Origin of the sequence: Bradyrhizobium sp. AZCC 1577 (assembly GCF_036924575.1) — a bacterium.
Taxonomy (GTDB): Bacteria; Pseudomonadota; Alphaproteobacteria; order Rhizobiales; family Xanthobacteraceae; genus Bradyrhizobium.
The window spans coordinates 4,532,538-4,552,980 of sequence record NZ_JAZHRQ010000001.1 but is presented as its reverse complement, the minus strand read 5'-3'; the positions used below and the strand labels follow the sequence as shown (position 1 = coordinate 4,552,980).

23 protein-coding genes are annotated in these 20,443 nt (G+C 62.8%); 9 read left to right on the top strand and 14 right to left on the bottom strand.

Annotated features, from left to right (window positions below; translation table 11 throughout):
• Nucleotides 1-118: 118 nt before the first annotated feature.
• Nucleotides 119-499, bottom strand: a complete 381-nt coding sequence (locus V1278_RS21540; protein WP_334382135.1) for a DUF3597 domain-containing protein — start codon at nucleotides 497-499, stop codon at nucleotides 119-121.
• Nucleotides 500-795: 296 nt separating this feature from the next.
• Here V1278_RS21540 and V1278_RS21535 point away from each other — a divergent pair, with 296 nt between their 5' ends.
• The 5 genes from V1278_RS21535 to V1278_RS21515 all read left to right on the top strand — a co-directional run bounded on the left by V1278_RS21535 (nucleotide 796) and on the right by V1278_RS21515 (nucleotide 6,041).
• The gene (locus V1278_RS21535) at nucleotides 796-1,701 is read left to right on the top strand and encodes a DUF2189 domain-containing protein (RefSeq protein ID WP_334382134.1); all 906 of its coding nucleotides are present in this window, start codon (nucleotides 796-798) and stop codon (nucleotides 1,699-1,701) included.
• Between the two features lie 217 nt (nucleotides 1,702-1,918).
• Nucleotides 1,919-2,731, top strand: a complete 813-nt coding sequence (locus tag V1278_RS21530; RefSeq protein ID WP_334382133.1) for a lytic murein transglycosylase — start codon at nucleotides 1,919-1,921, stop codon at nucleotides 2,729-2,731.
• A 493-nt stretch (nucleotides 2,732-3,224) separates the two neighbouring features.
• The gene (locus V1278_RS21525) at nucleotides 3,225-3,377 is read left to right on the top strand and encodes a DUF1127 domain-containing protein (protein ID WP_074278622.1); all 153 of its coding nucleotides are present in this window, start codon (nucleotides 3,225-3,227) and stop codon (nucleotides 3,375-3,377) included.
• 132 nt (nucleotides 3,378-3,509) lie between these two features.
• Nucleotides 3,510-4,943 carry a methylenetetrahydrofolate--tRNA-(uracil(54)-C(5))-methyltransferase (FADH(2)-oxidizing) TrmFO gene (gene trmFO, locus V1278_RS21520; protein ID WP_334382132.1) on the top strand — a complete coding sequence of 478 codons (1,434 nt, stop codon included), beginning with the start codon at nucleotides 3,510-3,512 and terminating at the stop codon, nucleotides 4,941-4,943.
• A gap of 3 nt (nucleotides 4,944-4,946) precedes the next feature.
• Nucleotides 4,947-6,041, top strand: a complete 1,095-nt coding sequence (locus tag V1278_RS21515) for a serine/threonine protein kinase (RefSeq protein WP_334382131.1) — start codon at nucleotides 4,947-4,949, stop codon at nucleotides 6,039-6,041.
• Between the two features lie 116 nt (nucleotides 6,042-6,157).
• Here the strand turns inward: V1278_RS21515 and V1278_RS21510 are convergent, their stop codons facing one another.
• Genes V1278_RS21510 through yajC form a run of 5 tightly spaced genes read right to left on the bottom strand, consistent with a single transcriptional unit; the run spans nucleotide 6,158 to nucleotide 10,451 of the window.
• Nucleotides 6,158-7,021 carry a phytoene/squalene synthase family protein gene (locus V1278_RS21510; RefSeq protein WP_334382130.1) on the bottom strand — a complete coding sequence of 288 codons (864 nt, stop codon included), beginning with the start codon at nucleotides 7,019-7,021 and terminating at the stop codon, nucleotides 6,158-6,160.
• A complete protein-coding gene (locus V1278_RS21505; protein WP_334382129.1) occupies nucleotides 7,018-7,401 on the bottom strand; it encodes an Mth938-like domain-containing protein in 384 nt (127 codons plus the stop codon). Before V1278_RS21505 ends, V1278_RS21510 begins: the two co-directional genes overlap by 4 nt.
• Nucleotides 7,402-7,403: 2 nt before the next feature.
• Complete coding sequence (gene secF / locus V1278_RS21500) at nucleotides 7,404-8,426, bottom strand: protein translocase subunit SecF (protein WP_334362836.1); 1,023 nt, start codon at nucleotides 8,424-8,426, stop codon at nucleotides 7,404-7,406.
• Between the two features lie 9 nt (nucleotides 8,427-8,435).
• Nucleotides 8,436-10,034, bottom strand: a complete 1,599-nt coding sequence (gene secD / locus V1278_RS21495) for a protein translocase subunit SecD (protein WP_334382128.1) — start codon at nucleotides 10,032-10,034, stop codon at nucleotides 8,436-8,438.
• A gap of 54 nt (nucleotides 10,035-10,088) precedes the next feature.
• The gene (gene yajC / locus V1278_RS21490; protein WP_028345926.1) at nucleotides 10,089-10,451 is read right to left on the bottom strand and encodes a preprotein translocase subunit YajC; all 363 of its coding nucleotides are present in this window, start codon (nucleotides 10,449-10,451) and stop codon (nucleotides 10,089-10,091) included.
• A 194-nt stretch (nucleotides 10,452-10,645) separates the two neighbouring features.
• Here yajC and V1278_RS21485 point away from each other — a divergent pair, with 194 nt between their 5' ends.
• A complete protein-coding gene (locus V1278_RS21485) occupies nucleotides 10,646-11,644 on the top strand; it encodes an ATP-binding protein (protein WP_334382127.1) in 999 nt (332 codons plus the stop codon).
• 138 nt (nucleotides 11,645-11,782) lie between these two features.
• Here the strand turns inward: V1278_RS21485 and V1278_RS21480 are convergent, their stop codons facing one another.
• Nucleotides 11,783-13,162 carry a LysM peptidoglycan-binding domain-containing M23 family metallopeptidase gene (locus V1278_RS21480; protein WP_334362839.1) on the bottom strand — a complete coding sequence of 460 codons (1,380 nt, stop codon included), beginning with the start codon at nucleotides 13,160-13,162 and terminating at the stop codon, nucleotides 11,783-11,785.
• Nucleotides 13,163-13,271: 109 nt separating this feature from the next.
• A complete protein-coding gene (locus tag V1278_RS21475) occupies nucleotides 13,272-13,916 on the bottom strand; it encodes a protein-L-isoaspartate(D-aspartate) O-methyltransferase (RefSeq protein ID WP_334382126.1) in 645 nt (214 codons plus the stop codon).
• Nucleotides 13,917-14,174: 258 nt separating this feature from the next.
• On the opposite strand from V1278_RS21475, the gene V1278_RS21470 reads away from it, so the two are divergent.
• From V1278_RS21470 to V1278_RS21460, 3 genes are all read left to right on the top strand, one after another.
• Nucleotides 14,175-14,552 (top strand): response regulator, encoded by a 378-nt coding sequence (locus tag V1278_RS21470; RefSeq protein ID WP_082637436.1) that lies wholly within the window; start codon nucleotides 14,175-14,177, stop codon nucleotides 14,550-14,552.
• A gap of 53 nt (nucleotides 14,553-14,605) precedes the next feature.
• Nucleotides 14,606-15,298: a helix-turn-helix transcriptional regulator gene (locus tag V1278_RS21465; RefSeq protein ID WP_334382125.1), complete on the top strand. Its 693-nt coding sequence runs from the start codon at nucleotides 14,606-14,608 to the stop codon at nucleotides 15,296-15,298.
• Between the two features lie 85 nt (nucleotides 15,299-15,383).
• Nucleotides 15,384-15,803 carry a nuclear transport factor 2 family protein gene (locus tag V1278_RS21460; RefSeq protein WP_334382124.1) on the top strand — a complete coding sequence of 140 codons (420 nt, stop codon included), beginning with the start codon at nucleotides 15,384-15,386 and terminating at the stop codon, nucleotides 15,801-15,803.
• Nucleotides 15,804-15,846: 43 nt separating this feature from the next.
• On the opposite strand, the gene surE is transcribed toward V1278_RS21460, so the two are convergent.
• The 6 genes from surE to V1278_RS21430 form a co-directional block, all read right to left on the bottom strand.
• A complete protein-coding gene (surE, locus tag V1278_RS21455) occupies nucleotides 15,847-16,614 on the bottom strand; it encodes a 5'/3'-nucleotidase SurE (protein ID WP_334382123.1) in 768 nt (255 codons plus the stop codon).
• Nucleotides 16,615-16,710: 96 nt separating this feature from the next.
• Nucleotides 16,711-17,064 (bottom strand): hypothetical protein, encoded by a 354-nt coding sequence (locus tag V1278_RS21450; protein ID WP_442893833.1) that lies wholly within the window; start codon nucleotides 17,062-17,064, stop codon nucleotides 16,711-16,713.
• Nucleotides 17,065-17,135: 71 nt separating this feature from the next.
• The gene (gene serS / locus V1278_RS21445; RefSeq protein ID WP_334382121.1) at nucleotides 17,136-18,467 is read right to left on the bottom strand and encodes a serine--tRNA ligase; all 1,332 of its coding nucleotides are present in this window, start codon (nucleotides 18,465-18,467) and stop codon (nucleotides 17,136-17,138) included.
• 176 nt (nucleotides 18,468-18,643) lie between these two features.
• The gene (gene tatC / locus V1278_RS21440) at nucleotides 18,644-19,465 is read right to left on the bottom strand and encodes a twin-arginine translocase subunit TatC (protein ID WP_213287475.1); all 822 of its coding nucleotides are present in this window, start codon (nucleotides 19,463-19,465) and stop codon (nucleotides 18,644-18,646) included.
• Nucleotides 19,462-19,977: a Sec-independent protein translocase protein TatB gene (gene tatB, locus V1278_RS21435; protein ID WP_334382120.1), complete on the bottom strand. Its 516-nt coding sequence runs from the start codon at nucleotides 19,975-19,977 to the stop codon at nucleotides 19,462-19,464. The genes tatC and tatB overlap by 4 nt, the downstream gene beginning before the upstream one ends.
• Nucleotides 19,978-20,098: 121 nt before the next feature.
• Nucleotides 20,099-20,338, bottom strand: a complete 240-nt coding sequence (locus tag V1278_RS21430; RefSeq protein WP_028345916.1) for a twin-arginine translocase TatA/TatE family subunit — start codon at nucleotides 20,336-20,338, stop codon at nucleotides 20,099-20,101.
• Nucleotides 20,339-20,443 lie beyond the last annotated feature (105 nt).

The window sequence follows — 20,443 nt, the reverse complement described above, 5'->3', positions numbered from 1 at the left end:
ATCTACAGCGTTTTCTCCACGAAGTAGATACCGTTTACGCGTTTGCTGCGTTACAATCGCACCAAAAAAGAAGGCCCGCGCCGCCGCGGACCTTCGCATGCCAGGACCGAGCGAAGCGTCAGTGCTTGATATCAGGCGGCAGCTTGCCGCCATTGGCGGCCAACTTGGCCATGACCTGCTTGTGCAGCCAGATGTTCATGCTGGCGGAATCGTTGCTGTCCCCGGTGTAGCCGAGCTCCTTCGCGAGCTCCTTGCGCGCGGCGAAGCTGGAATCGATGTCGAGCGCCTTCATCAGATCGACGATCGAAGTCCGCCACGCCAGCTTCTCGCCCTTGGCCCTCACCGCCTGGTCGAGGATCGGCGCGACGTCGACGGTCGCAGCGGCCGGTGTAGCGGCCGCACCAGATGACTCGGCCCCCGCGGCCGCGCCGCCGCCAGCCGGCGCAGCGTCTGCCTTGGTGCCGAAGATCGCGCTCATGATTTTTCCGAAAATGCTCATCGTTTTGCTCCCAATGACTTGAGGATGGGGTGAGTCTTTGGCGGCACTGTTTGACCGGCAGCACCACGCCGGGATCGCCTGCAAGTCTAGCCACCCAAGGGAAGCTTGCCAATGAAACATTCACCTAAGCGTGAGTGTGTTTGTTGCTGTTTGGAAGTATCCTATCTCGACAGTTCGCGACACGGTCAGTTCCACCCTCTGTCTTCGCGTCTGGCCTGATCGTGATCGTTTTATGAAACGGCGCGTGTGCGTCTTTCGATTGGCGCGCAAATACGACGACGAGGGAGACAGCGACCATGGCCACCTATCACGGCAATGTCACATCGATGGCGCAGCGCGCACCGGATGCCGCTGCCGCGCCAGTCATCCGAACCATCGGCTTTGCCGAACTCGGCCGCGCGTTGCGGCGCGGCTGGGAAGATTTCAAGGCGGTGCCAAGCCACGCCATCCTCCTGTGTGTGATCTATCCCGTCCTCGGACTGGTGCTGGCACGCGCCGTTCTCGGCTATTCTGTCATACCGCTGTTGTTTCCGCTGGCCGCCGGCTTCGCCCTGATCGGCCCATTCGCCGCGCTCGGCCTCTACGAGATGAGCCGCCGTCGCGAACGCGGTGAACCGGCAAGCGCCTGGGATGCGCTCGAGGTGGTACGCTCGCCGTCGTTCGGCGCGATGCTCGGGTTCGGCGTGCTGCTGCTGGCACTTTTTGCGACCTGGGTGGCGACCGCGCAGGCGATCTACATCGCTGCGTTCGGCTATGCGGGAGTGACCGGCTTTTCCGATTTCGTGACGCGCGTGCTGACGACGCCACAAGGCTGGTGGCTAATCGTGGTTGGCTGCGGCGTCGGCTTCCTGTTTGCCCTCGTCGCGCTCTGCATCAGCGTGGTCTCGTTCCCACTGATGCTGGAACGTCATGCCAGCGCTGCCGATGCGATGGTGACCTCGCTGCGCGCGGTCGCACACAACCCGGTGCCGATGGCTGCCTGGGGCTTGATCGTCGCGGTGCTGCTGTTCGCGGGAACGTTGCCGTTCTTCCTCGGCCTTGCCGTCGTCATCCCGCTGCTTGGGCATGCTACCTGGCATCTCTATCGGGAGACGATAGAGCCGGAACTCGATCCGCAGCCGTTTCCGCCCCGCGCGCACCGCGAACGCAAGCCTGCTGCCGACTTCCCGGCCAATCTGTTCCCCTGGCGGCGCAGGGAATAACGTATAGGCCTGCACGGAACCTGATCGATCAATCCGCCGGTCGAATCCGACCGGCGGATTGGCAGTTCACCTCTCACTAACGATGAATTGAGCACATCCAACGGAATGGCATTGCGGGCACCTACATAAGCCTTGTTTTGGCCGACCTTGCTTCGAACATTCGGCGTGGCGTCGACACTAATGCTGAAGACGCATCGATCGTGGAGCGAACGGCACGATGATCTCTCGCCTTTCCCTACGCGCCCTGACCTTGGGCGCGCTGTTACTGACCTCTGCGGCCGCGCTCGGTGCGCCCTGCGGCACGGCCCCGTTCGAAACATGGCTGGAAGACTTCAAGAAGGAAGCGGCCTCCAAGGGAATATCGGCGTCCGCCATCCAGGCCGGCTTGACCGGCGTCACGCTCGACAAGAGCGTGTTGGCCCGCGACCAATCGCAAAAGGTCTTCAGCCAGAGTTTTGAGGAATTCTCCGGCCGCATGGTCCCGCCCCGGCTGACGCGTGGATCCAACATGCTCAAGCAATACGGCTCGGTGCTCGGGCGCATCGAACAGGCTTATGGCGTGCCCGGCGAAGTGCTGGTGGCGATCTGGGGCTTGGAAACCGATTTCGGCGTCAACATCGGAAAATTCCCGACGCTGCGCGCGCTGGCGACGCTGGCTTATGATTGCCGCCGCGCCGACATGTTCAAGGCCGAGTTGATGGACGCACTGCGCATCGTCGAACGCGGCGATATCGCGCCGCAGGAAATGCGCGGCGCCTGGGCCGGCGAAATCGGCCAGACCCAATTCATGCCGTCGTCCTACATCAAGTTCGCGGTCGATTTCGACGGCAACGGACGCCGCGACCTCCTGCGCAGCCCGCCCGACGTGCTGGCCTCGACCGCCAACTTCCTCGCCAACCACGGCTGGCAGCGCGGCAAGGACTGGGAACCCGGGAGCGCCAATTTCGCTGCGATCAAGGAGTGGAACAGGAGCGAGGTCTACGCAAAGACCATCGGCTATTTCGCGACGCAGCTTTCGCGGGCGCCTTAACGCGAACTCAGAGGGCCGGCCGTAGTAACCGGCCCTGCAGGCCGACCTATTCACCAAAGCTGCTATTGCGGCAGCCCCATTTACGACAGTCCACCGTAATAGTGAATATATATTCATTTCGTTTTGCAAACAACATGCGATTCACGCATAAGAAAATTTTGAAAGCGTCGGTATTTGCGGCACGTTTGTCGGCCCTTGAAAGCCCTCAAGCTGGTTTCTGACCTCCCTGGCCGCCAGTTAAGGGTAATCTGACGATTACGAGAAACCCGCAAATCTACGGCATTACTTTACATGTTTGGCGCGCGCCCATCGCGCTTCCGTCGGCTAATCCGCCACGATGTCGACTCGTTAAGCGGCCGTTACCGTCGTTATGCGTTCTGGGATTAGCTGCATCGCAACATAAGAAGTTCTGCACTGCAAAAAACCGAGCTATATTCATTTCAACGATGAAGCCGTCCTCCAAGGGCTGAATCGTAACTGCAAGGAGACTACCATGTTGCTCTCGCTCATCCGCATGATCCAGGCTTTCCGGGATTATCAGCGCAATGTCAGCGAACTGTCCCAGCTCAGCGATCGGGAACTGGCCGATATCGGCCTTGATCGTTCGGACATTCCGCGCGTTGCCGCCGGAAACTATAACGGCTGATCATTGCTCAGCCGCCTGGATGAACGGATAACGCCCGCCCCGCTGCGGGCGTTGTCGTTTGCACCAGGCCAGGCTTCGCTTGGAAGCGCTTCGTAGGTGCGCCGTGCGCGAAAACGCGCTAACCCTGCGCGCATGATTTCCAACACTCCCCAAACTGACACCGTCCATGTGATCGGCGGCGGCCTCGCCGGCTCGGAAGCGGCCTGGCAGATCGCCAATGCGGGCGTTCGCGTCGTCCTGCACGAGATGCGACCCTTGCGGATGACCGAGGCCCATCGCACCGAGGGCCTGGCCGAACTCGTCTGCTCCAACTCGTTCCGCTCGGACGACGCCGCCAACAACGCCGTGGGCCTGCTGCACGCCGAAATGCGCCGGCTGGGCTCGCTGATCATGCGCTCCGCCGACGCCAACCAGGTGCCTGCGGGCGGGGCGCTGGCGGTCGACCGCGACGGCTTTTCCGCCGCCGTCACCCGTGCCTTGCACGACCATCCCCTGATCGAGATCGACCGCTCGGAAATCGCCGGCCTGCCGCCGGCCGAATGGGGCAACGTGATCGTCGCGACCGGCCCCCTCACCTCGGCGCCGCTGGCGGACGCCATTCGCGAACTGACCGACGAGAACGCGCTGGCGTTCTTCGATGCGATCGCGCCGATCGTGCATAAGGACTCCATCGACATGTCGGTAGCGTGGTTTCAGTCGCGCTACGACAAGGTCGGGCCCGGCGGCACCGGCGCGGATTACATCAACTGCCCGATGACGAAGGAGCAATACGACACCTTCGTCGCGGCATTGCTCGCGGGCGAGAAGGTGGACTTCAAGGACTGGGAGACCAATACGCCCTATTTCGACGGCTGCCTGCCGGTCGAGGTGATGGCCGAACGCGGCCACGAGACGCTGCGGCACGGTCCGATGAAGCCGGTCGGATTGACCAACCCGCACAATCCGACGATCAAGCCTTACGCCATCGTGCAGTTGCGACAGGACAACAAGCTCGGCACGCTCTACAACATGGTGGGCTTCCAGACCAAACTGAACTACGGCGCGCAGCAGCGCGTGTTTCGTACCATTCCGGGGCTCGAGAACGCCGAATTCGCGCGGCTCGGCGGCCTGCATCGCAACACCTTCCTGAATTCGCCAAAGCTGCTGGATGGGCAATTGCGGCTGCGCGCGCAGCCACGGCTGCGCTTTGCCGGCCAGATGACCGGCTGCGAGGGCTATGTGGAATCCGCGAGCATCGGCCTGATCGCAGGTCTCTACGCTGCGGCAAATGCGCGAGGACAGTCGCTCGAACCGCCGCCTGCGACCACGGCGCTGGGCTCGCTGCTCGGCCATATCACCGGCGGCCACATCGAAACGATCGAGGCCGGAACACGCTCGTTCCAGCCGATGAACATCAATTTCGGCCTGTTTCTCCCGCTTGCCAGCGTGCCGACCAAGAAGGCCGATGGCAGCAGGCTGCGCGGCAACGAGAAGACGGTCGCCAAGAAGCAGGCGCTCAGTGCCCGTGCGCTGACCGATCTCGATCGCTGGATCGCCGATCATCTGCGCGTAGCGGCGGCGGCGTAATCCATGGGCTTGCCGAAAGACGACGCTGCCATTTTGTCGGCGCGATGGACCGAAGGCGTGCTGCTGAAGCGTGACGTCTTTTCGACCGTCGAACGCGGCCGATTTAGCGACGATGCCGGTGAGGTCGATGCCGTGCTGCGCCGGCTCGATCAGGTGCCGCCATGGTCCTATCCGCTCGCCCAACATCTGTTCGTCCGCGAGCGCCGCGCGCTGGCATTGGCACGCGATCTCGACGTCGGCCCGAGACTGCTATGGGCCGGTCGGCAGGCATTGGTGCGCGGCTTCATCGACGGCGTCGCGCTGCATCTGGCAAAGCCCCATGGCGACATCGCCTATTTCCGTTCAGCCAAGCTCGCTCTTCGCAAGCTGCACCGCGCCGGGATCTGCCACAACGATCTCGCCAAGGAGCAGAATTGGCTGGTGGGCCGCGACGGCCGCGCCTACCTCACCGATTTTCAACTCGCGGCGTGCTTCAAGTCCCGCAGCCGGCTATTCCGGATCGCGGCTTACGAAGATCTGCGGCATATGCTGAAGCACAAGCGCAGCTACGCGCCGGCCGCCCTGACGCCGATGGAGCGCAAGATTTTAGCGCGCAAATCCCTTGTCGCCAGTATCTGGCTCAAGACCGGGAAGAAGGTCTATCAGGCCATCACCCGCGGCCTGTTCAACTTCACCGATCGCGAAGGCGGCGGCCGCCGGCTGGTCAACGATGCGCCGGTGCTGAGCGCCCTGATCAGGAAAAATCCTGAAGTGCGCGATACCGCCATTGTCGCCTTCGCCGACCGCCGTACCGGCGTCGGGCTGTATGCCTTCGTCGAGGCCGACAAGGTCGCGCTGGAAAAGCAGCTACGCAGCGAGCTTTCCTCCGCCAAGGGCGTCAAACCGCCGGAGCACATCCAGGTGGTGCATGCCCTGCCCCGTGATGCCGCCGGCAAGCCGCGCACGGAGATCCTGCAGCTCGTCGCCATGAACCAGCTCGACCTGATCGAGCCGCTGATCACGAGCGATATCGACCGCGCGTTCCTGAAGGACATTCTGGAGAGCCGTAAGAATCTGCGCGATCGGTTCAATTTTGAGAGTAGCGAGTTGAATTCGTGACAGCCACTCCAGCGTCATTGCGGGGAGCGCAGCGACGAAGCAATCCATTCTTCCGTTATGCCGCGAGATGGATTGCTTCGCTCCGCTCGCAATGACGCTGCAAGAGCAGCGGCCACCTACCCGCCAAACTCCCGCGAGCGCGAAGCGCGCCAGAGCGTCCACAGCGTCCGGAGTCGTGACGTTACATGCGGCACGAACGGATCGACATCAGCCCGTGACATACGCTCCAGATCGCGGCGGACCATCGCCAGCGGAAGGAATACCGGCCGCGCTTGGGGCGTCACATGCGTGAGCAACTCGAAGGCCGTACGGAGATGTTTTTGCCCCTCTCCAATCAACTGATCGATCGCGGCACGCGCCTGCGGCGTCTGCTTGCCCGAAAAGACCTGCTCCATGCCGCTGCCATGTTGCTGCAGCAATTGCAGTGGCACGAACAACTGCCGCCGCGCAGCATCGAGCGGCAGCGCTGCGATCACCTGCGCCATGCCCTGGGCGAGACCCGCATGGCGGGAGAGATGGTCGATCGCCACCGACGGCTGTGCCGCAGTCCGCGCAGCCAACGAGAACAGCGCCGAGGCAGTGTCGGTGACATAGCCTTCCAGCGCCGCCATCGACGGCATTGGATCATTGTAGAGATCGAATTGGTGCTCCTCGATCAGCCGCGACAGCGGCTCGATCGGCAGGCGGAATTCGGCAATGGTCTGCAGGAGTTCGGCTGTAACCGGATTGCCTTCGACGCCGCCGCGGCCGGCGCCTTCCAGCATATCGGTCCACCATTGCAGCCGGATTTCGCCCGGCAACGGCTGGCTGACCTGCTCGCGCACGCGCAAAATCTCGACGTTGAAGGCATAGATCGACAGCAATGCGCGGCGCTGGATCTGAGGCAGGAACAGTGTCGAGGCATAGCGGACAAAGTCGTGCGTGCGCACCAGATCGGCGCAGAACGCAGCAGATTCTTTCGACGTCGCCGTGGCGCTCATAGCACGGCGATCAACGCCGCAGCGACGCGCCGCCGCTCGCCCAGCATGATATTGTAGGTGCGGATCGCCGGCCCGGTCTGCATCGGGTCCAGCACCACCCTGACCGCACGCAGCGCCTCGCGCAGCCCACGCGGGGGCAGCCAGATTTCGGTGCCGGTGCCGACGATCAGCGTATCGATGGAATTGGCCGCCTTGAACACGCGGTCCAGCGAATATTGATCGATCTCCGCGGGCTTTGTCACCGGCCAGGCCCAGATGCCGTCCGGCAGGCACAGCAGCGAGCCGCGATGCGACATGTCGGCGAAAGCGAAGCCGCCCTTGCCGTAGGCTTCGATCGGTGCCGGCCTCGGAAGATGCGGAGCGTCCGAGGATGTTGCCATGACTATTTCTTTGCCGGCGTATCCGGCTTCTTCGCAGGCGTATCCGGCGCCTCGCGGTGCTCGCCAACGCCGAGATAGATCAGGATCGGTGCGGCGATGAAGATCGAGGTGTAGGTGCCGACCAGCACCACGCCGAACATCATGACCGCCGTGAAGCTGTGAATCGCGTGGCCGCCGAACACCAGCAGCGCCAGCAACGCCAGCGTCACCGTGACGTGGGTGATGATCGAGCGCGACAATGTCGAATTGATGGATTCGTTGAGCAGTTGCGGCATCGGCATTTTCTTGTAGCGCCGCAGCATTTCCCGGATGCGGTCATAGATGACGACCGTGTCGTTCAGGGAGTAGCCGAGGATCGTCAATAGCGCTGCGATGCTGGTGAGGTCGAAATCGACCTGCGAGATCGACATGAAGCCGATCGTCAGCACGATGTCGTGGACGTTGGCGATCATGGCGCCGAGCGCGAACTGCCATTCGAACCGGAACCAGAGATAGATCAGGATCGAGAAGATCGCGAGCATCAGGCCGATCATGCCGTAGGCCAGGAGTTCACCCGAAACGCGCGGCCCTACCACCTCGACGCGACGGTAGTCGACACTGTCGCCGAGCGCGCCGCGAACTTTCTGTACGGCCGCCTGCTGGGCGGCGTCGCCACCCGGCTGCTCGGCCACCCGGATCAGCACGTCGTTCGGACCGCCGAACTGCTGCAACTGGACTTCGCCGAGCCCGAGCGCGCTCAAAGTCGTGCGCATCGCGCCGATATCGGCGGGACCGGACTTGTTCTGCACTTCCAGCAGCGTGCCGCCCCTGAAATCGATGCCGAAATTCAGCCCGTGGGTAAAGAACAACACGATCGCGACGATCGAAAGCGCCGCCGAGATCGGAAAGCTGATGCGCCGGAAGCGCGTGAAATCGAAATGCGTGTCGTCAGGGACGATGCGCAGCGGCGGCAACAGGTCGAGCACGGCAACTACCGTCAGAATGACGATCAGAACGCCCAACCCAATGAGAACGTAACTAGTCACAGCAAATCCTTAGATCGGCACGGTCTTCGGCCGCTTCCACCGCACCCAACCGGCGACAATCAGGCTCGTGAGCGTAAACGCTGTGAAGACGGTGGTGATGATGCCGATGCCGAGCGTAACGGCAAAGCCGCGAACCGGGCCGGTGCCGATATAGAACAGCACCGCGGCGGCGATGAAGGTAGTGATGTTGGAGTCCAGAATGGTCGACAGCGCGCGCCGGAAACCGGCGTCGATCGCCGAAATCGCGTTGCGGCCGCCGCGCAATTCCTCGCGGATGCGCTCGTAGATCAGCACGTTGGAATCGACCGCGATGCCGACCGTCAGCACGATGCCGGCGATACCGGGCAGCGTCAGCGTGGCGTTGAGGAGCGACAGGATGCCGAAGATCATCGCAACGTTGATCGCAACCGCGATGTTGGCGAACACGCCGAACAGGCGATAGGTCACCAGCATGAACACGATGACCATGATCGAACCGACATAGGCCGCAAGCTCGCCCTTTTCGATCGAGTCCTGGCCGAGGCCGGGGCCGACCGTGCGCTCCTCGATCACGGTCAGCGGCGCCGGCAGCGCGCCGGCGCGCAACAGGATGGCCAGATCGTTGGCGGCCTGCACGGTAAAGCTGCCGGAAATCTGGCCGGAGCCGCCGGTGATCGGCTCTCGGATCACAGGGGCGGAAATCACCTCGTTGTCGAGCACGATCGCAAAGGGCTGTCCGACATTCTCGGTGGTCGCTTGGGCGAATTTTCGCGCGCCGGAAGTGTTGAAGCGGAAGCTGACGATCGGCTCGTTGGTACGCTGGTCAAACCCCGGCTGCGCGTCGGTGAGGTCACCGCCAGACACCAGCACCTGCCTTTTGATGACGTAAGGCACTTTTGGCGACGAGGCACTCATTAGCACCTCTGAGTCCGCAGGCACCCGGCCCCCCTGCGCCTGCTCTGGCGACACAGTCGGATCGACCATGCGGAATTCCATTTTGGCGGTCTTGCCGAGCAGATCCTTCAATCGCGTCGGGTCCTGCAAGCCCGGCACCTGCACCAGAATCCGGTCGGTGCCCTGCCGCTGGATCACCGGCTCCACGGTGCCGAGCTGGTTGACGCGGCGCTCGACGATCTGGATCGACTGTTCGATCGTTTGCCGGATGCGGTCGGTGATCGCAGCTTGCGGTACGGCAAGGCGGATCAGGCCGCCGCCGGCGTCCGAAACCTCGAGGCTGCGCTGCCCACTTGAGCCGAGCAGACCACCAAGCGGCTGCGACAGTTCACGCACCTTGGGGAGCGCCGCCTGCAGGTCGCTCTCCTTGACGCGGACCTCGACGGCGTCGGCGCGCACGGCCAAGCCCGTATACCCGATCTTGGCGTCGCGCAGCACGCGACGGACTTCGTCGCGCACCTGATCGAGCTTTTCCTTCTTCACGTAGTTGGAATCGACTTCGAGCAGCAGATACGAACCGCCCTGCAAATCGAGGCCGAGCACGATGTGGCGCTGCGCCCAAAGCGGCCAGGTCTTCACCCGCTCCTGGGGGAAGAAATTCGGAACCGCGCAAAGGCAAACGATCAAGGCGGTCAAAATGATCGCCAGCGCCTTCCACCGGGTGAAATACAACATCGAGTAGACCCGTTAGATCCAGGAAAATGCACCGCGGCAAGCGGCGCGGAAAACTCAGCTCGCGGACGTCTCGTCCTTGGCTTCACTCTTTTCCTTGGCCGGCTCGCCCTTGGCGCGAACGCCCGAAATCATCTGCCGCATCTGCCGCACGCGGACGCCGTCCGAAATCTCGAACTCGATCTGGTCGTCGTCCACCACCTTGGTCACCTTGCCGACCAGGCCGCCCGAGGTGACGACGGTGTCGCCGCGGCGGATGTTTTTGACCAGTTCCTGATGATCCTTGATCTTCTTCTGCTGCGGTCGCAGAATCAGGAAGTACATGATCACGAAGATCAGTGCGAACGGCAGCAGCGACATCAACATGCTGTTGGCATCGCCACCGGCTGCAGCCTGGGCGTACGCAGGGGTAATCAGCATTCGAACAATCCTCGTGAGACGGAAAAGAACCGGCCATGCCTGGGCACAGCAGCTTGGGCATGTCGCCGGTCCGGGTAAATTTGCGCGGACTATAGCGGCGGCGGGCCCAATTGCAACGTTGGCCGCCCCCTCATTTAGGCCGCTTGCGAGAGCTTCCAAGGCCCGTTAAGGCTGCCCCGTCAGGAACTCGGGAAATGTCGAAAAAAGCCAAGAAAACTGCGGCCAAAACTGCGGCTCAAACAGCGTCCCGCGCCGCCCCCAAGGCCGCCGCGCGAGGACATGGGAAAACCGCGACAAAAGGTCCGGCAAACAGGCTTAACGGCGCCACCGCCGAGCGGATCGCCATCGCGCTGGAAGCGATCGCCGGCCATCTCTCGGCGGCCTCGCCGGCGACGGGAGGCCCCGAGGCGTTCGGCTCGGCCGATGCCTTTGTCTGGCATCCGGAGGGGCGCCTTTCGCCGGTGCCGCGCGTCAGCCGCGTCGACCTCGGCCTGCTCAAGGGCATCGACCGGATGCGCGACATCCTGATCGAAAATACCGAGCGCTTTGCCGATGGCCTGCCCGCCAACAATGCGCTGCTGTGGGGCGCACGCGGCATGGGCAAGTCGTCGCTGGTGAAGGCCGCTCACGCCAGCATCAACATCGACCGCAAGCCGGCCGACCGGCTCAAGCTGATCGAGATTCACCGCGAGGACATCGAGAGCCTGCCCGGCCTGATGGACCTCTTACGCAGCTCCGATTTCCGCTTCATTGTGTTCTGCGACGACCTCTCCTTCGACGGCAATGACGCCTCCTACAAATCGCTGAAGGCGGTGCTGGAGGGCGGCATCGAGGGACGCCCCGACAATGTCATCCTCTACGCCACCTCGAACCGGCGGCACCTCTTGGCGCGCGAGATGATCGAGAACGAGCGCTCGACCGCGATCAACCCCGGCGAAGCCGTCGAGGAGAAGGTGTCGCTGTCGGATCGTTTTGGCCTATGGCTCGGCTTCCACCGTTGCAGCCAGGATGAATACCTCGCCATGGTGCGCGGCTATTGCGGCCATTTCGGCATCAAGATTGCCGACGAAGAGCTGGAACGCGAGGCGCTGGAATGGTCGACCACCCGCGGCTCCCGCTCGGGGCGCGTCGCCTGGCAGTTCACGCAGGAATTGGCCGGAAGGCTCGGCGTGAGGCTGGCCGGGAAGTCGTGAAGGACTGCGTTCCCCGGGCGCTGCGCTGCGCGTAGCGGTGCGCTGAAGAACCGGGGTCCAACTTCACGGCGCGCTACAGCGATGGGTCCCGGCTCTGCGGCGCAGCGTCCCGCTGCACCGCGTCCGGGACACGAAGCCTCACGCCCCGTTCAGGAATTGAAGCGGGTCAACCGGTGACGATCCCTTGCGGATTTCGAAGTGGAGCTGCGGCGACCCCACCTCGCCCGATTGACCCGATTTGGCAATGATCTGGCCGCGCTTGATCGTATCGCCGCGCTTCACCAGCAGTTCACTCGCATGGGCATATGCGGTGACGTAACCGTTGGAGTGCCGCACCAGAACCAGATTGCCGTAGCCCTTGAGCTCGTTGCCGGAATAGGCGACCACACCATCTTCCGCGGCTTTCACCGGCGTTCCTTCCGGCACCGCCAGGTTGATGCCGTCATTCGACTTGCCGTTGGTCTTGGCGCCATAGCTCGTGATCACCTTGCCGCGCACCGGCCAGCGGAAGGTCGGCAGCGCGCCGGTGGCTTCGCTGGGCTTGATCGAGGCTTGCTCGACGACGGGCTTCTCTTCAGTGACGTTAGTGACGTTGGTGGTCGCCTGTGCCAGCCGGGCGCTCTGCGGCGGGCCGCCGGCGGCAGCCATCTTGGTGGCCGGTGCCGCAACCGCTGCGACCGGCTGGGCGGGAGCTGCGACAACGGGCTGCGCCACTGGTGCTGCGGCGGCGGATTTCGAACCAGGCACGGTCAGCTTCATGCCGAGGCTGAGCTTGGCGGACTGATCGAGATTGTTGGCCTTGGCGAGCTCGCTGACCGAAACCTGATTGCGCCGGGCGATGCTCATCAGCGTATCGCCGCGATTGACGACATGGACGGTCGGCGCTGCCGCCGCGGCAACCGGCTTGCTGGCCGCAGGCGCGAGGGCCGGCGCGGGCGCTGCCGTCGCCGTCTGGCGCGGAATGATCAGTTGCTGGCCGGGCGACAGCACGCGCGGGCCCTTATAGCCATTGGCCTGCAGGATCGCAGCGGCTGAAACGTTGTAGCGCTTGGCCAGAATGTCGAGCGTGTCGCTGGTGCCGACGATAATCGTAGTGCCGCCCGGCGCGGATGGGCGCGCAGCGGCCACCGAGCGCGGCGGCACCGTGGCGGTGGTCTCGATGGGCGGACGGGAAGGCGGCGCATAGGACGAAATCCCCCGCCCTCCTCCCGACACCCCGCCCGAGTTGGCGGGATAGGCCGGCGGCGCAGCAACGGCGGGCGGCGGCAGGTCCTGGGACTGATATTGCGGGGTCGAGGCCTGCGGCCGGGCATATTGCGGCGGCTCGCGGCGTTCGACGGCGGGAGCGCGCACCGAACCGGTCGCTTCGGGCTGAGAGGCAAAGGGATTGGAGAACGAGCTATCGGAAAAGCGCGTCTGCATATCGGCGCTGCAGCCGGCAAAGCCGACCGACATCAGCGCCAGCACCGCGGCCTGCGGCACCCGACGCGAGCGAAGCAACTCGGCGAGACGGGACATGGTTACTCACTCGTACGCAACAAAATACTGTTTTGAGTAAACACGTACCGAGTAAATAACCGCTTAACCCTTGGAATAAGATGTTGGCGGGAACCGCCAATCCGGGATTCTACAGTTCGCGCGCAATTCCCGGCAGGGCCGGGACGAAGCGGACATCGACCAATTCCTTGCGCTCAAAACCGCTGTCCGTTCGGGTCACCCTGACCAGCGTCTGGCTGCCATGATGGGGCCCGACCGGCGCGATCAGGATGCCACCCGGCAGCAGCCGCTCCAGCAGCTTTTCGGGGATTTGCTCCATCGCAGCCGTCACGATGATGCGGTCGAAGTCGCCGGCGCCAGGCGGAATCTGGAATCCGTCGCCCAACATCACTTCGATATTGAAATAGCCCAGCGCTTCGAGCCGGTCGCGCGCGGTGTCCGCCAGCGTCCGGTAGCGCTCGATGGTCAGGACATGCGCGCATAGCCGCGACAGCACCGCGGCCTGGTAGCCGGAGCCGGTCCCGATCTCGAGTACCTTGTGGTGCTTTTGCAGTTGCAACTGCTCGGTCATGTAGGCGACCACGAAGGGCTGGCTGATGGTCTGCCCGCAGGCGATGCCGAGCGCGCTGTCACGATAGGCATGGCTGCGATCGCCAGCCGCCACGAAAGCCTCGCGGGGCACCTCTTCCATGGTCCGCAGCACCGCCTGGTCGCTGATCCCCCGCCGCCGCAGAGTGAGCTGAAACATCATCTTTTCGAGCGGTTCTTGGGACATCGCGGTCTCGTGGCGGGAGGCCTGCCGCCAATCCGGTACTTCGGCCTCGCCGAGATGTAGTATAGCGTCCGCGCACTTAAGGAACGATTTCCTTAAAGATTGTTGTTCCTCGTCCGGAACTGGGACCGCGTCCCGACGTTAGGGGCCCGGAAAATCCTTCGCGAAGAGTCTTTACACAGCGCCTACCCGCCCATACCGACATTGCACCCAGGTCCGTTTTTTGCGAACCTCGACACTCGGAAGGGCAAGGAATCCATCATGGTAGCGACACGGCCGGCGGGCTGTTCAGTTTTCCTCGTTGAAGACGAGGTCATGATCCGCATGATGGTCGCTGACATGCTGGAAGAGTTGGGCCACAGCGTAGCCGCCGAGGCCGGCGAAATCGGTGAAGCGGTCAAGCTGGTGCAATCCACCGAATTCGATCTCGCAATTCTCGACGTCAACGTCAACGGCAAGGTGATCACGCCGGTGGCCGAACTGATCACAGCGCGCAACCGTCCGTTCATCTTTGCAACCGGCTACGGCTCCTCCGGCCTGCCGCAGGAATATCGCGACCGCCCCGCGCTGCAGAAGCCATTCCAACTGGAAACCCTGGCCCAGGTGATCGCCTCTACGTTGAAGAGCGCGCCGGTTTAGGCCGCATAACGGCTATCGTCCCGGCGAACACCGGAATGGCAAGAGATGCTTACATGTCACGAACAGCAAGGCTGCTCGACTTGATCCAGACGCTGCGGCGATACCGCCGTCCGGTGAGTGGAGCGCGACTTGCCGATGAACTCGATGTTTCACTGCGCACCATTTATCGCGACATACAGACACTGATCGCGCAAGGTGCGCCGATCGAAGGCGGAGCCGGGATCGGCTATGTACTCCGGCCCGGCTTTACCTTGCCGCCGCTGATGTTCTCCCGTGACGAGATCGAGGCGCTCATGCTTGGTTCCGGCATGGTGGCGCGGGCCGCTGACCCTAGCTTGGCGAAGGCTGCGCACGACGCATTGGCAAAGATCACCGCTGTGTTGCCGGCGGGTCGGAGCAACGAGGTCGACGCGTCAGGACTTTTCGCGGGCCCTATCGAACCAGCCGTGGTCGATCGTATGAATCTGGCACCCCTTCGCAACGCCATCCGAACCGAGCAAAAAGTCTGGATCGCCTACCACGACGGGGGTGGCGCTGCCACCGAGCGGCGAATATGGCCGATTTCGATCACCTTCTGCGCACGCGTTCGACTACTCGCCGCCTGGTGTGAACTTCGCCAGAGCTACCGTCATTTCCGGACCGACCGGATCGTTGGGTTCGCCGAGGTGAGGGAAAGATATCCGCGACGGCGCCGGGCCCTGATCAAGGAATGGCGCGAAATTGAAGGTCTGCCGGATCGGGCGTGACGTCACTACTGACGGAATCTGTCGCTTGGATATCTCAAGTTCGAGCTGTCACGCGGTCATGTCGGCCGCACATCAGGAGTACGATATGGCGGCAGATCGAGCTATTAGAGAACTTACGTTTGGCGACGCTGAAGCCGTGCTTGAGCGTGCCCAACGGTTACTAAACACAGGCGATATTTCGGAAGTCATGAAAACTTTCGCTTCGGATGTCGTGGTCCGATTTGCCGACTTTCCCGAAACATATGGCAGGGCACCGCTCGAAGCATTTCTGAAGGCAAGGTTCGCGCGCCAAAAGAATTACCGGTTGCAGAAGCAGTTGCGCGCCGTGTCAGGTAACGTCATCGTTTGCCATTGGGACGCTGAATGGGAGGACGGATTGGACGGGCGCCGAATGGAAGGCCGCGGGATCGAACTCCTCACCATGCGGGGCGACGAAATCGCCAAATGGGAAGCAACCTTCAACGTTTGGGGAAAGGGCGATGCGCCGTCCTTGCCGATCGTTTAATCGGATTGCTTCGCCGCTGCGCTTCTCGCAATGCCGCGAGCCTCTACTTCAGCGTCGTCGTGAGCTCTTCCGAGAACGCTTCGTCAGTCCGATCGAGCCGCAGCGGCGTGACTGACACGTAGCGCGCCGCGAGTGCCGCCAGATCGGTGCCATCGGCCGGTGTATCCATCGCCGCGGCGCGTTCGAACCCGATCCAGTAATACGGATTGCCGCGGCCGTCGTGGCGCTTGTCGATTTTCAGGAAGCCGAGATTGCGCTTGCCCTGCCGCGTCACCCGAACACCCTTGACCTGATCGGGCGTGCAGGCGGGAAAGTTGACGTTGATCACGGTATTTTTCGGCACGCCGGCGTCGATCACCTTGCGCAGGATGCCGGGGCCGAATTTCAGCGCGGTATCCCACAGCGGCGCGTGACGGGTCTCGATGGAAAATTCCTGGCTCAGGGCAAACGACGGGATGCCCAGAATCGTGCCCTCGAGCGCGCCCGCGATCGTGCCGGAATAGACGACGTCCTCGGCGACGTTGCGGCCCTTGTTGACGCCGGACAGCACGAGATCGGGCATCTTCTCGCCGAGGATATGGCGCGAGCCCATGATCACGCAATCCGTCGGCGTGCCCCGCACCGCGAAATGGCGCGGACCGATTTCGCGTAAGCGCAAGGGATCGTTCAGCGACAGTGAATGCGAGACACCGGACTGATCGAGCTCCGGCGCCACGATCCAGACGTCGTCGGACAGCGCGCGGGCGATCTCCTCGACGATCTTCAGACCCGGCGCATGAATGCCGTCGTCGTTGGTGCAGAGAATTCGCATCCGTCAAAATGCCTTCAGGTTCAGGTCGAGGTAGGCTTTTGCCTTTGGCTGTCGTCTTATCCGGCTATCGCGGCTGAGGCAAACCGGCCTATTTCCTCATGTTTTCTTCATCCAGACACGCCAAGGGCGGGCAAATCTGGCGCCGCCATCGATTTTCATCTGCAGGTCTGGCGATGCCAGTTGCGCCGATTCGATGGGCAGAGAGGGCGCGCTCGCGTCCGCTGGCTTGGGCGAAGGTGCCGCGACGGGCTCGATCGCCGGAAGCGCCGCTGCTACCGGCGCCCCCGCCTCCGGCGGTTTGTGCCGCGTCCGCGCAACCGCCAGCCCCTTGTCGAAGTCGGCGACGTTGAGCCACTCCTTGGCATGCATGCGTTCGATCAGATCGTCGTCCCACAGGCGGGCCACTTCGATATCGAAGGCGCCCATCAGCCGCTGGTCGATCAATTGCATCCCGTGGCCGGTGACAGCCCATTGCTTCCCGATCCAAAGGATGTCGCGATGCAATGCCATTTTGCTTTGCGCTATTTGTCCTGCTCGATCGTTTTGAGCCCGCCCATATAGGGCTGCAGCACCGCAGGCACCGCAATGGAGCCGTCTTCCTGCTGATAAGTTTCCATCACCGCGATCAGCGCGCGGCCGACCGCCGTGCCGGATCCGTTCAGCGTGTGCACGAAACGCGGCTTGCCGTCGGGCCCGCGCGAACGCGCATCCATGCGCCGCGCCTGGAAGTCACCGCACACCGAGCAGCTCGAAATTTCGCGATAAGCGCCGCCCTCGCCCTGCCCGGGCATCCAGACTTCGATGTCGTAGGTCTTCTGCGCGGAGAACCCCATGTCGCCGGAGCACAGCGTCATCACCCGGTAATGCAGGTCGAGCCGGCGCAGCACTTCCTCGGCGCAGGACAGCATGCGCTCGTGCTCGTCACGGCTGGTCTCCGGCGTCGCTATCGAAACCAGTTCGACTTTTGTAAATTGATGCTGCCGGATCATGCCGCGGGTATCGCGCCCGGCGGCGCCCGCTTCGGCGCGGAAGCACGGCGTCAGCGCGGTGAGCCGCATCGGCAGTTCTTTTTCATCGACGATGGATTCGCGAACAAGGTTCGTGAGCGAGACTTCGGCGGTGGGGATGAGACCCAGACGTTCAGTTTTCAATCGCTCATCCGGCGCTGCCAGCAGCTCCCCCTTGATGGCCCAGAACTGGTCGTCCTCAAATTTCGGTAATTGGCCAGTGCCGAACATCACGTCGTTGCGCACCAACAGCGGCGGATTGACCTCCGTGTAACCGTGTTCGTTGGTGTGCAGATCGAGCATGAACTGCCCAATCGCGCGCTCCAGCCGCGCCAGGCCCTTCTTCAGCACCACGAAGCGCGCGCCGGAGAGTTTCGCAGCGGCTTCGAAATCCATGTAGCCGAGCGCGCCGCCGAGATCGTCATGCGGCTTTGTCGTGAAGGCGTAGTTGCGGATCTTGCCGTAGACATGGCGCTGCACATTGCCATGCTCGTCTGCGCCTTCGGGCACGTCGTCGAGCGGCAGGTTCGGAATCGCGGCAAGTTCTTTCGCGAGTTCCTCGTCGGCCGTCTTCGCCGCAAGCTCGAGCTCCGGCATTGTGGTCTTGAGCTCGGCGACCTCCGCCATCAGCTTGTTGGCGCGCGCGTCATCCTTGGCCTTCTTCGCCTCGCCGATTTCCTTCGAAGCCGCGTTGCGCCGCGCCTGCGCCTGCTCGGACGCCAGGATCGCTGCCCGGCGCTTCTCGTCGATCGCCAGCAGCGAAGCCGACAACGGCGCCAGCCCCCGGCGCTTCAGTCCGGCGTCGAACGCCTGGGGGTTGTCGCGGATCGATTTGATGTCGTGCATGGGTGGTCAATCCTGAATCGTGCCGAAAAGGCGCGATCCCAGTACCACACTGGTCATCGTCAGCGAAAGCGGGTGATCCAGAATTCCAGAGCAGCGGCCATGAATCGAGAGGCCTCGGCGCACTGGATTCCCCGCTTTCGCAGGGAATGACGGCTCTCGGAGAGGAGAATGGCGCCCTACTCGGCCGGATTAGCCTCTGGCGGCGGGCTTGCGGGCGGCGTCCCCGTGGACGCCCGCGCGGCGGCGGCCTTCTTTTCCACCATGCGGACTGCGACGATCGCGCCCTCGTAGAGCGCCATCAGCGGGATCGCGAGCGAGGCCTGGCTGATGACGTCGGGGGGCGTCAGCACGGCGGCAATCACGAAGGCGATCACGATGAAATAGCGCCGCTTCTCGCGCAGCATCTGGGAAGTGACGATGCCGATCCGGCCCAGCAGCGTCAGGATCACCGGCAACTGGAACGCGACGCCAAAGGCGAAGATCAGCGACATCATCAACGACAAATATTCGCCGACCTTGGGCAGCAACTGAATCTGCGCACTCTCGTCGCCGCCCATCTGTTGCATGCCGAGCGAGAACCGCACCAGCATCGGCAGCACCACGAAATAGACCAGGAGCGAGCCGAGCACGAAGAAGAACGGAGTTGCGATCAGGTACGGCAGGAACGCGCCACGCTCGTGCTTGTAGAGGCCGGGCGCCACGAATTTATAAATCTGCGTCGCCACGATCGGGAACGAGATGAAGGCGGCGCCGAACAGCGCGAGCTTCAATTGCGTGAGGAAATATTCCAGCAGCGCGGTGTAGATGAATTTCGAATTTTCGGCGCCCGCCACCCAGACGAACGGCCAGACCAGCACGTTGTAGATCTGCTTGGCGAAGAAGAAGCAGAAGATGAACGCAATGCCAAAGCCGAGCAGCGCCTTGATCAGCCGCGAGCGCAGCTCGATCAAGTGGTCCATCAACGGCGCCTTGCTGGCCTCGATGTCTTCGATGGTCATGACGCTTTGGCGTCCTTGAGAATGTCGGGCGCCGCCGGCGCGATATCCTGCGGCGCGGCCTGAACTTCACGCGTGATCGCCAGCGGCTCGGAGACCGCCACATGCGCCTCGGCCTCGACGAAGGTTTCCGGTGTGGGCAGCGCTGGGGTAGTTGGCGAGACAGGCTCGCCGGTCGCGGAGGCAACTTGCGCATCCACCGGTTTGTCGGCAGGCTTGTCGATATCCCCAATCTGCAGGGCGTCGTTGACGTCTTTTTGCAGCGAGGTCATGACGTTGGCCGGCGAAAGGCCCGTAGCCACGTCCTTGACCTCATCAAAGCTCTTCTTGAGGTCCGCCATTTCGGCCTCGCGCATGGCTTCCTGGAACTGGCCCTGGAATTCGGCGGCCATCTTGCGCGCCTTGCCCATCCATTGCCCGACCATGCGCAGCACACCGGGAAGCTCTTTCGGGCCGATGGCGATCAGCGCGACGACCGCGATGACGACCAGTTCACTCCACCCGATGTCGAACATGAATTCTTCCGCTCACGCGAGACGTCTGCGCCCCAATCCCTTTAGCAAAGATTTGGAGCCACCCGCGTCTTTTCTCAACCGGCGTCTTTTCCCGGTGCCTGGTTCAAGATGTCTGGTTGGTTCAGACAGCCTTGCTGCCGACATCCGTCCGCGCTGTCGGCGCCGGCGTCGCATTGTGATCGATGGTCTTCACCGGTTCGGCGGGCTTTTCGGGCGCCTTCTCATCGTCCTGCATGCCCTTCTTGAAGGCCTTGATGCCATTTGCGACATCGCCCATCAGGTCAGAAATCTTGCCGCGGCCGAACAACAGCAGGACCACTGCGATCACGACGATCCAGTGCCAAATGCTAAGCGAACCCATCCTGCAACCCTCCAAAAGAGACGGCCGGCTTCCGGCCAAGCTTTTGCGGAAGGTAGGCCCGCGGGGTGTCAAAAACAAGGACCCCTGCCGCGGCAAATCGCTGTC

What these genes read in the sequence shown, in the direction of transcription:
- V1278_RS21540 (WP_334382135.1), bottom strand. Translation starts at nt 499, where the DNA reads ATGAGCATTTTCGGAAAAATCATGAGCGCGATCTTCGGCACCAAGGCA.
- V1278_RS21535 (WP_334382134.1), top strand. Translation starts at nt 796, where the DNA reads ATGGCCACCTATCACGGCAATGTCACATCGATGGCGCAGCGCGCACCG.
- V1278_RS21530 (WP_334382133.1), top strand. Translation starts at nt 1,919, where the DNA reads ATGATCTCTCGCCTTTCCCTACGCGCCCTGACCTTGGGCGCGCTGTTA.
- V1278_RS21525 (WP_074278622.1), top strand. Translation starts at nt 3,225, where the DNA reads ATGTTGCTCTCGCTCATCCGCATGATCCAGGCTTTCCGGGATTATCAG.
- trmFO (WP_334382132.1), top strand. Translation starts at nt 3,510, where the DNA reads ATGATTTCCAACACTCCCCAAACTGACACCGTCCATGTGATCGGCGGC.
- V1278_RS21515 (WP_334382131.1), top strand. Translation starts at nt 4,947, where the DNA reads ATGGGCTTGCCGAAAGACGACGCTGCCATTTTGTCGGCGCGATGGACC.
- V1278_RS21510 (WP_334382130.1), bottom strand. Translation starts at nt 7,021, where the DNA reads ATGAGCGCCACGGCGACGTCGAAAGAATCTGCTGCGTTCTGCGCCGAT.
- V1278_RS21505 (WP_334382129.1), bottom strand. Translation starts at nt 7,401, where the DNA reads ATGGCAACATCCTCGGACGCTCCGCATCTTCCGAGGCCGGCACCGATC.
- secD (WP_334382128.1), bottom strand. Translation starts at nt 10,034, where the DNA reads ATGTTGTATTTCACCCGGTGGAAGGCGCTGGCGATCATTTTGACCGCC.
- yajC (WP_028345926.1), bottom strand. Translation starts at nt 10,451, where the DNA reads ATGCTGATTACCCCTGCGTACGCCCAGGCTGCAGCCGGTGGCGATGCC.
- V1278_RS21485 (WP_334382127.1), top strand. Translation starts at nt 10,646, where the DNA reads ATGTCGAAAAAAGCCAAGAAAACTGCGGCCAAAACTGCGGCTCAAACA.
- V1278_RS21480 (WP_334362839.1), bottom strand. Translation starts at nt 13,162, where the DNA reads ATGTCCCGTCTCGCCGAGTTGCTTCGCTCGCGTCGGGTGCCGCAGGCC.
- V1278_RS21475 (WP_334382126.1), bottom strand. Translation starts at nt 13,916, where the DNA reads ATGTCCCAAGAACCGCTCGAAAAGATGATGTTTCAGCTCACTCTGCGG.
- V1278_RS21470 (WP_082637436.1), top strand. Translation starts at nt 14,175, where the DNA reads ATGGTAGCGACACGGCCGGCGGGCTGTTCAGTTTTCCTCGTTGAAGAC.
- V1278_RS21465 (WP_334382125.1), top strand. Translation starts at nt 14,606, where the DNA reads ATGTCACGAACAGCAAGGCTGCTCGACTTGATCCAGACGCTGCGGCGA.
- V1278_RS21460 (WP_334382124.1), top strand. Translation starts at nt 15,384, where the DNA reads ATGGCGGCAGATCGAGCTATTAGAGAACTTACGTTTGGCGACGCTGAA.
- surE (WP_334382123.1), bottom strand. Translation starts at nt 16,614, where the DNA reads ATGCGAATTCTCTGCACCAACGACGACGGCATTCATGCGCCGGGTCTG.
- V1278_RS21450 (WP_442893833.1), bottom strand. Translation starts at nt 17,064, where the DNA reads ATGCAATTGATCGACCAGCGGCTGATGGGCGCCTTCGATATCGAAGTG.
- serS (WP_334382121.1), bottom strand. Translation starts at nt 18,467, where the DNA reads ATGCACGACATCAAATCGATCCGCGACAACCCCCAGGCGTTCGACGCC.
- tatC (WP_213287475.1), bottom strand. Translation starts at nt 19,465, where the DNA reads ATGACCATCGAAGACATCGAGGCCAGCAAGGCGCCGTTGATGGACCAC.
- tatB (WP_334382120.1), bottom strand. Translation starts at nt 19,977, where the DNA reads ATGTTCGACATCGGGTGGAGTGAACTGGTCGTCATCGCGGTCGTCGCG.
- V1278_RS21430 (WP_028345916.1), bottom strand. Translation starts at nt 20,338, where the DNA reads ATGGGTTCGCTTAGCATTTGGCACTGGATCGTCGTGATCGCAGTGGTC.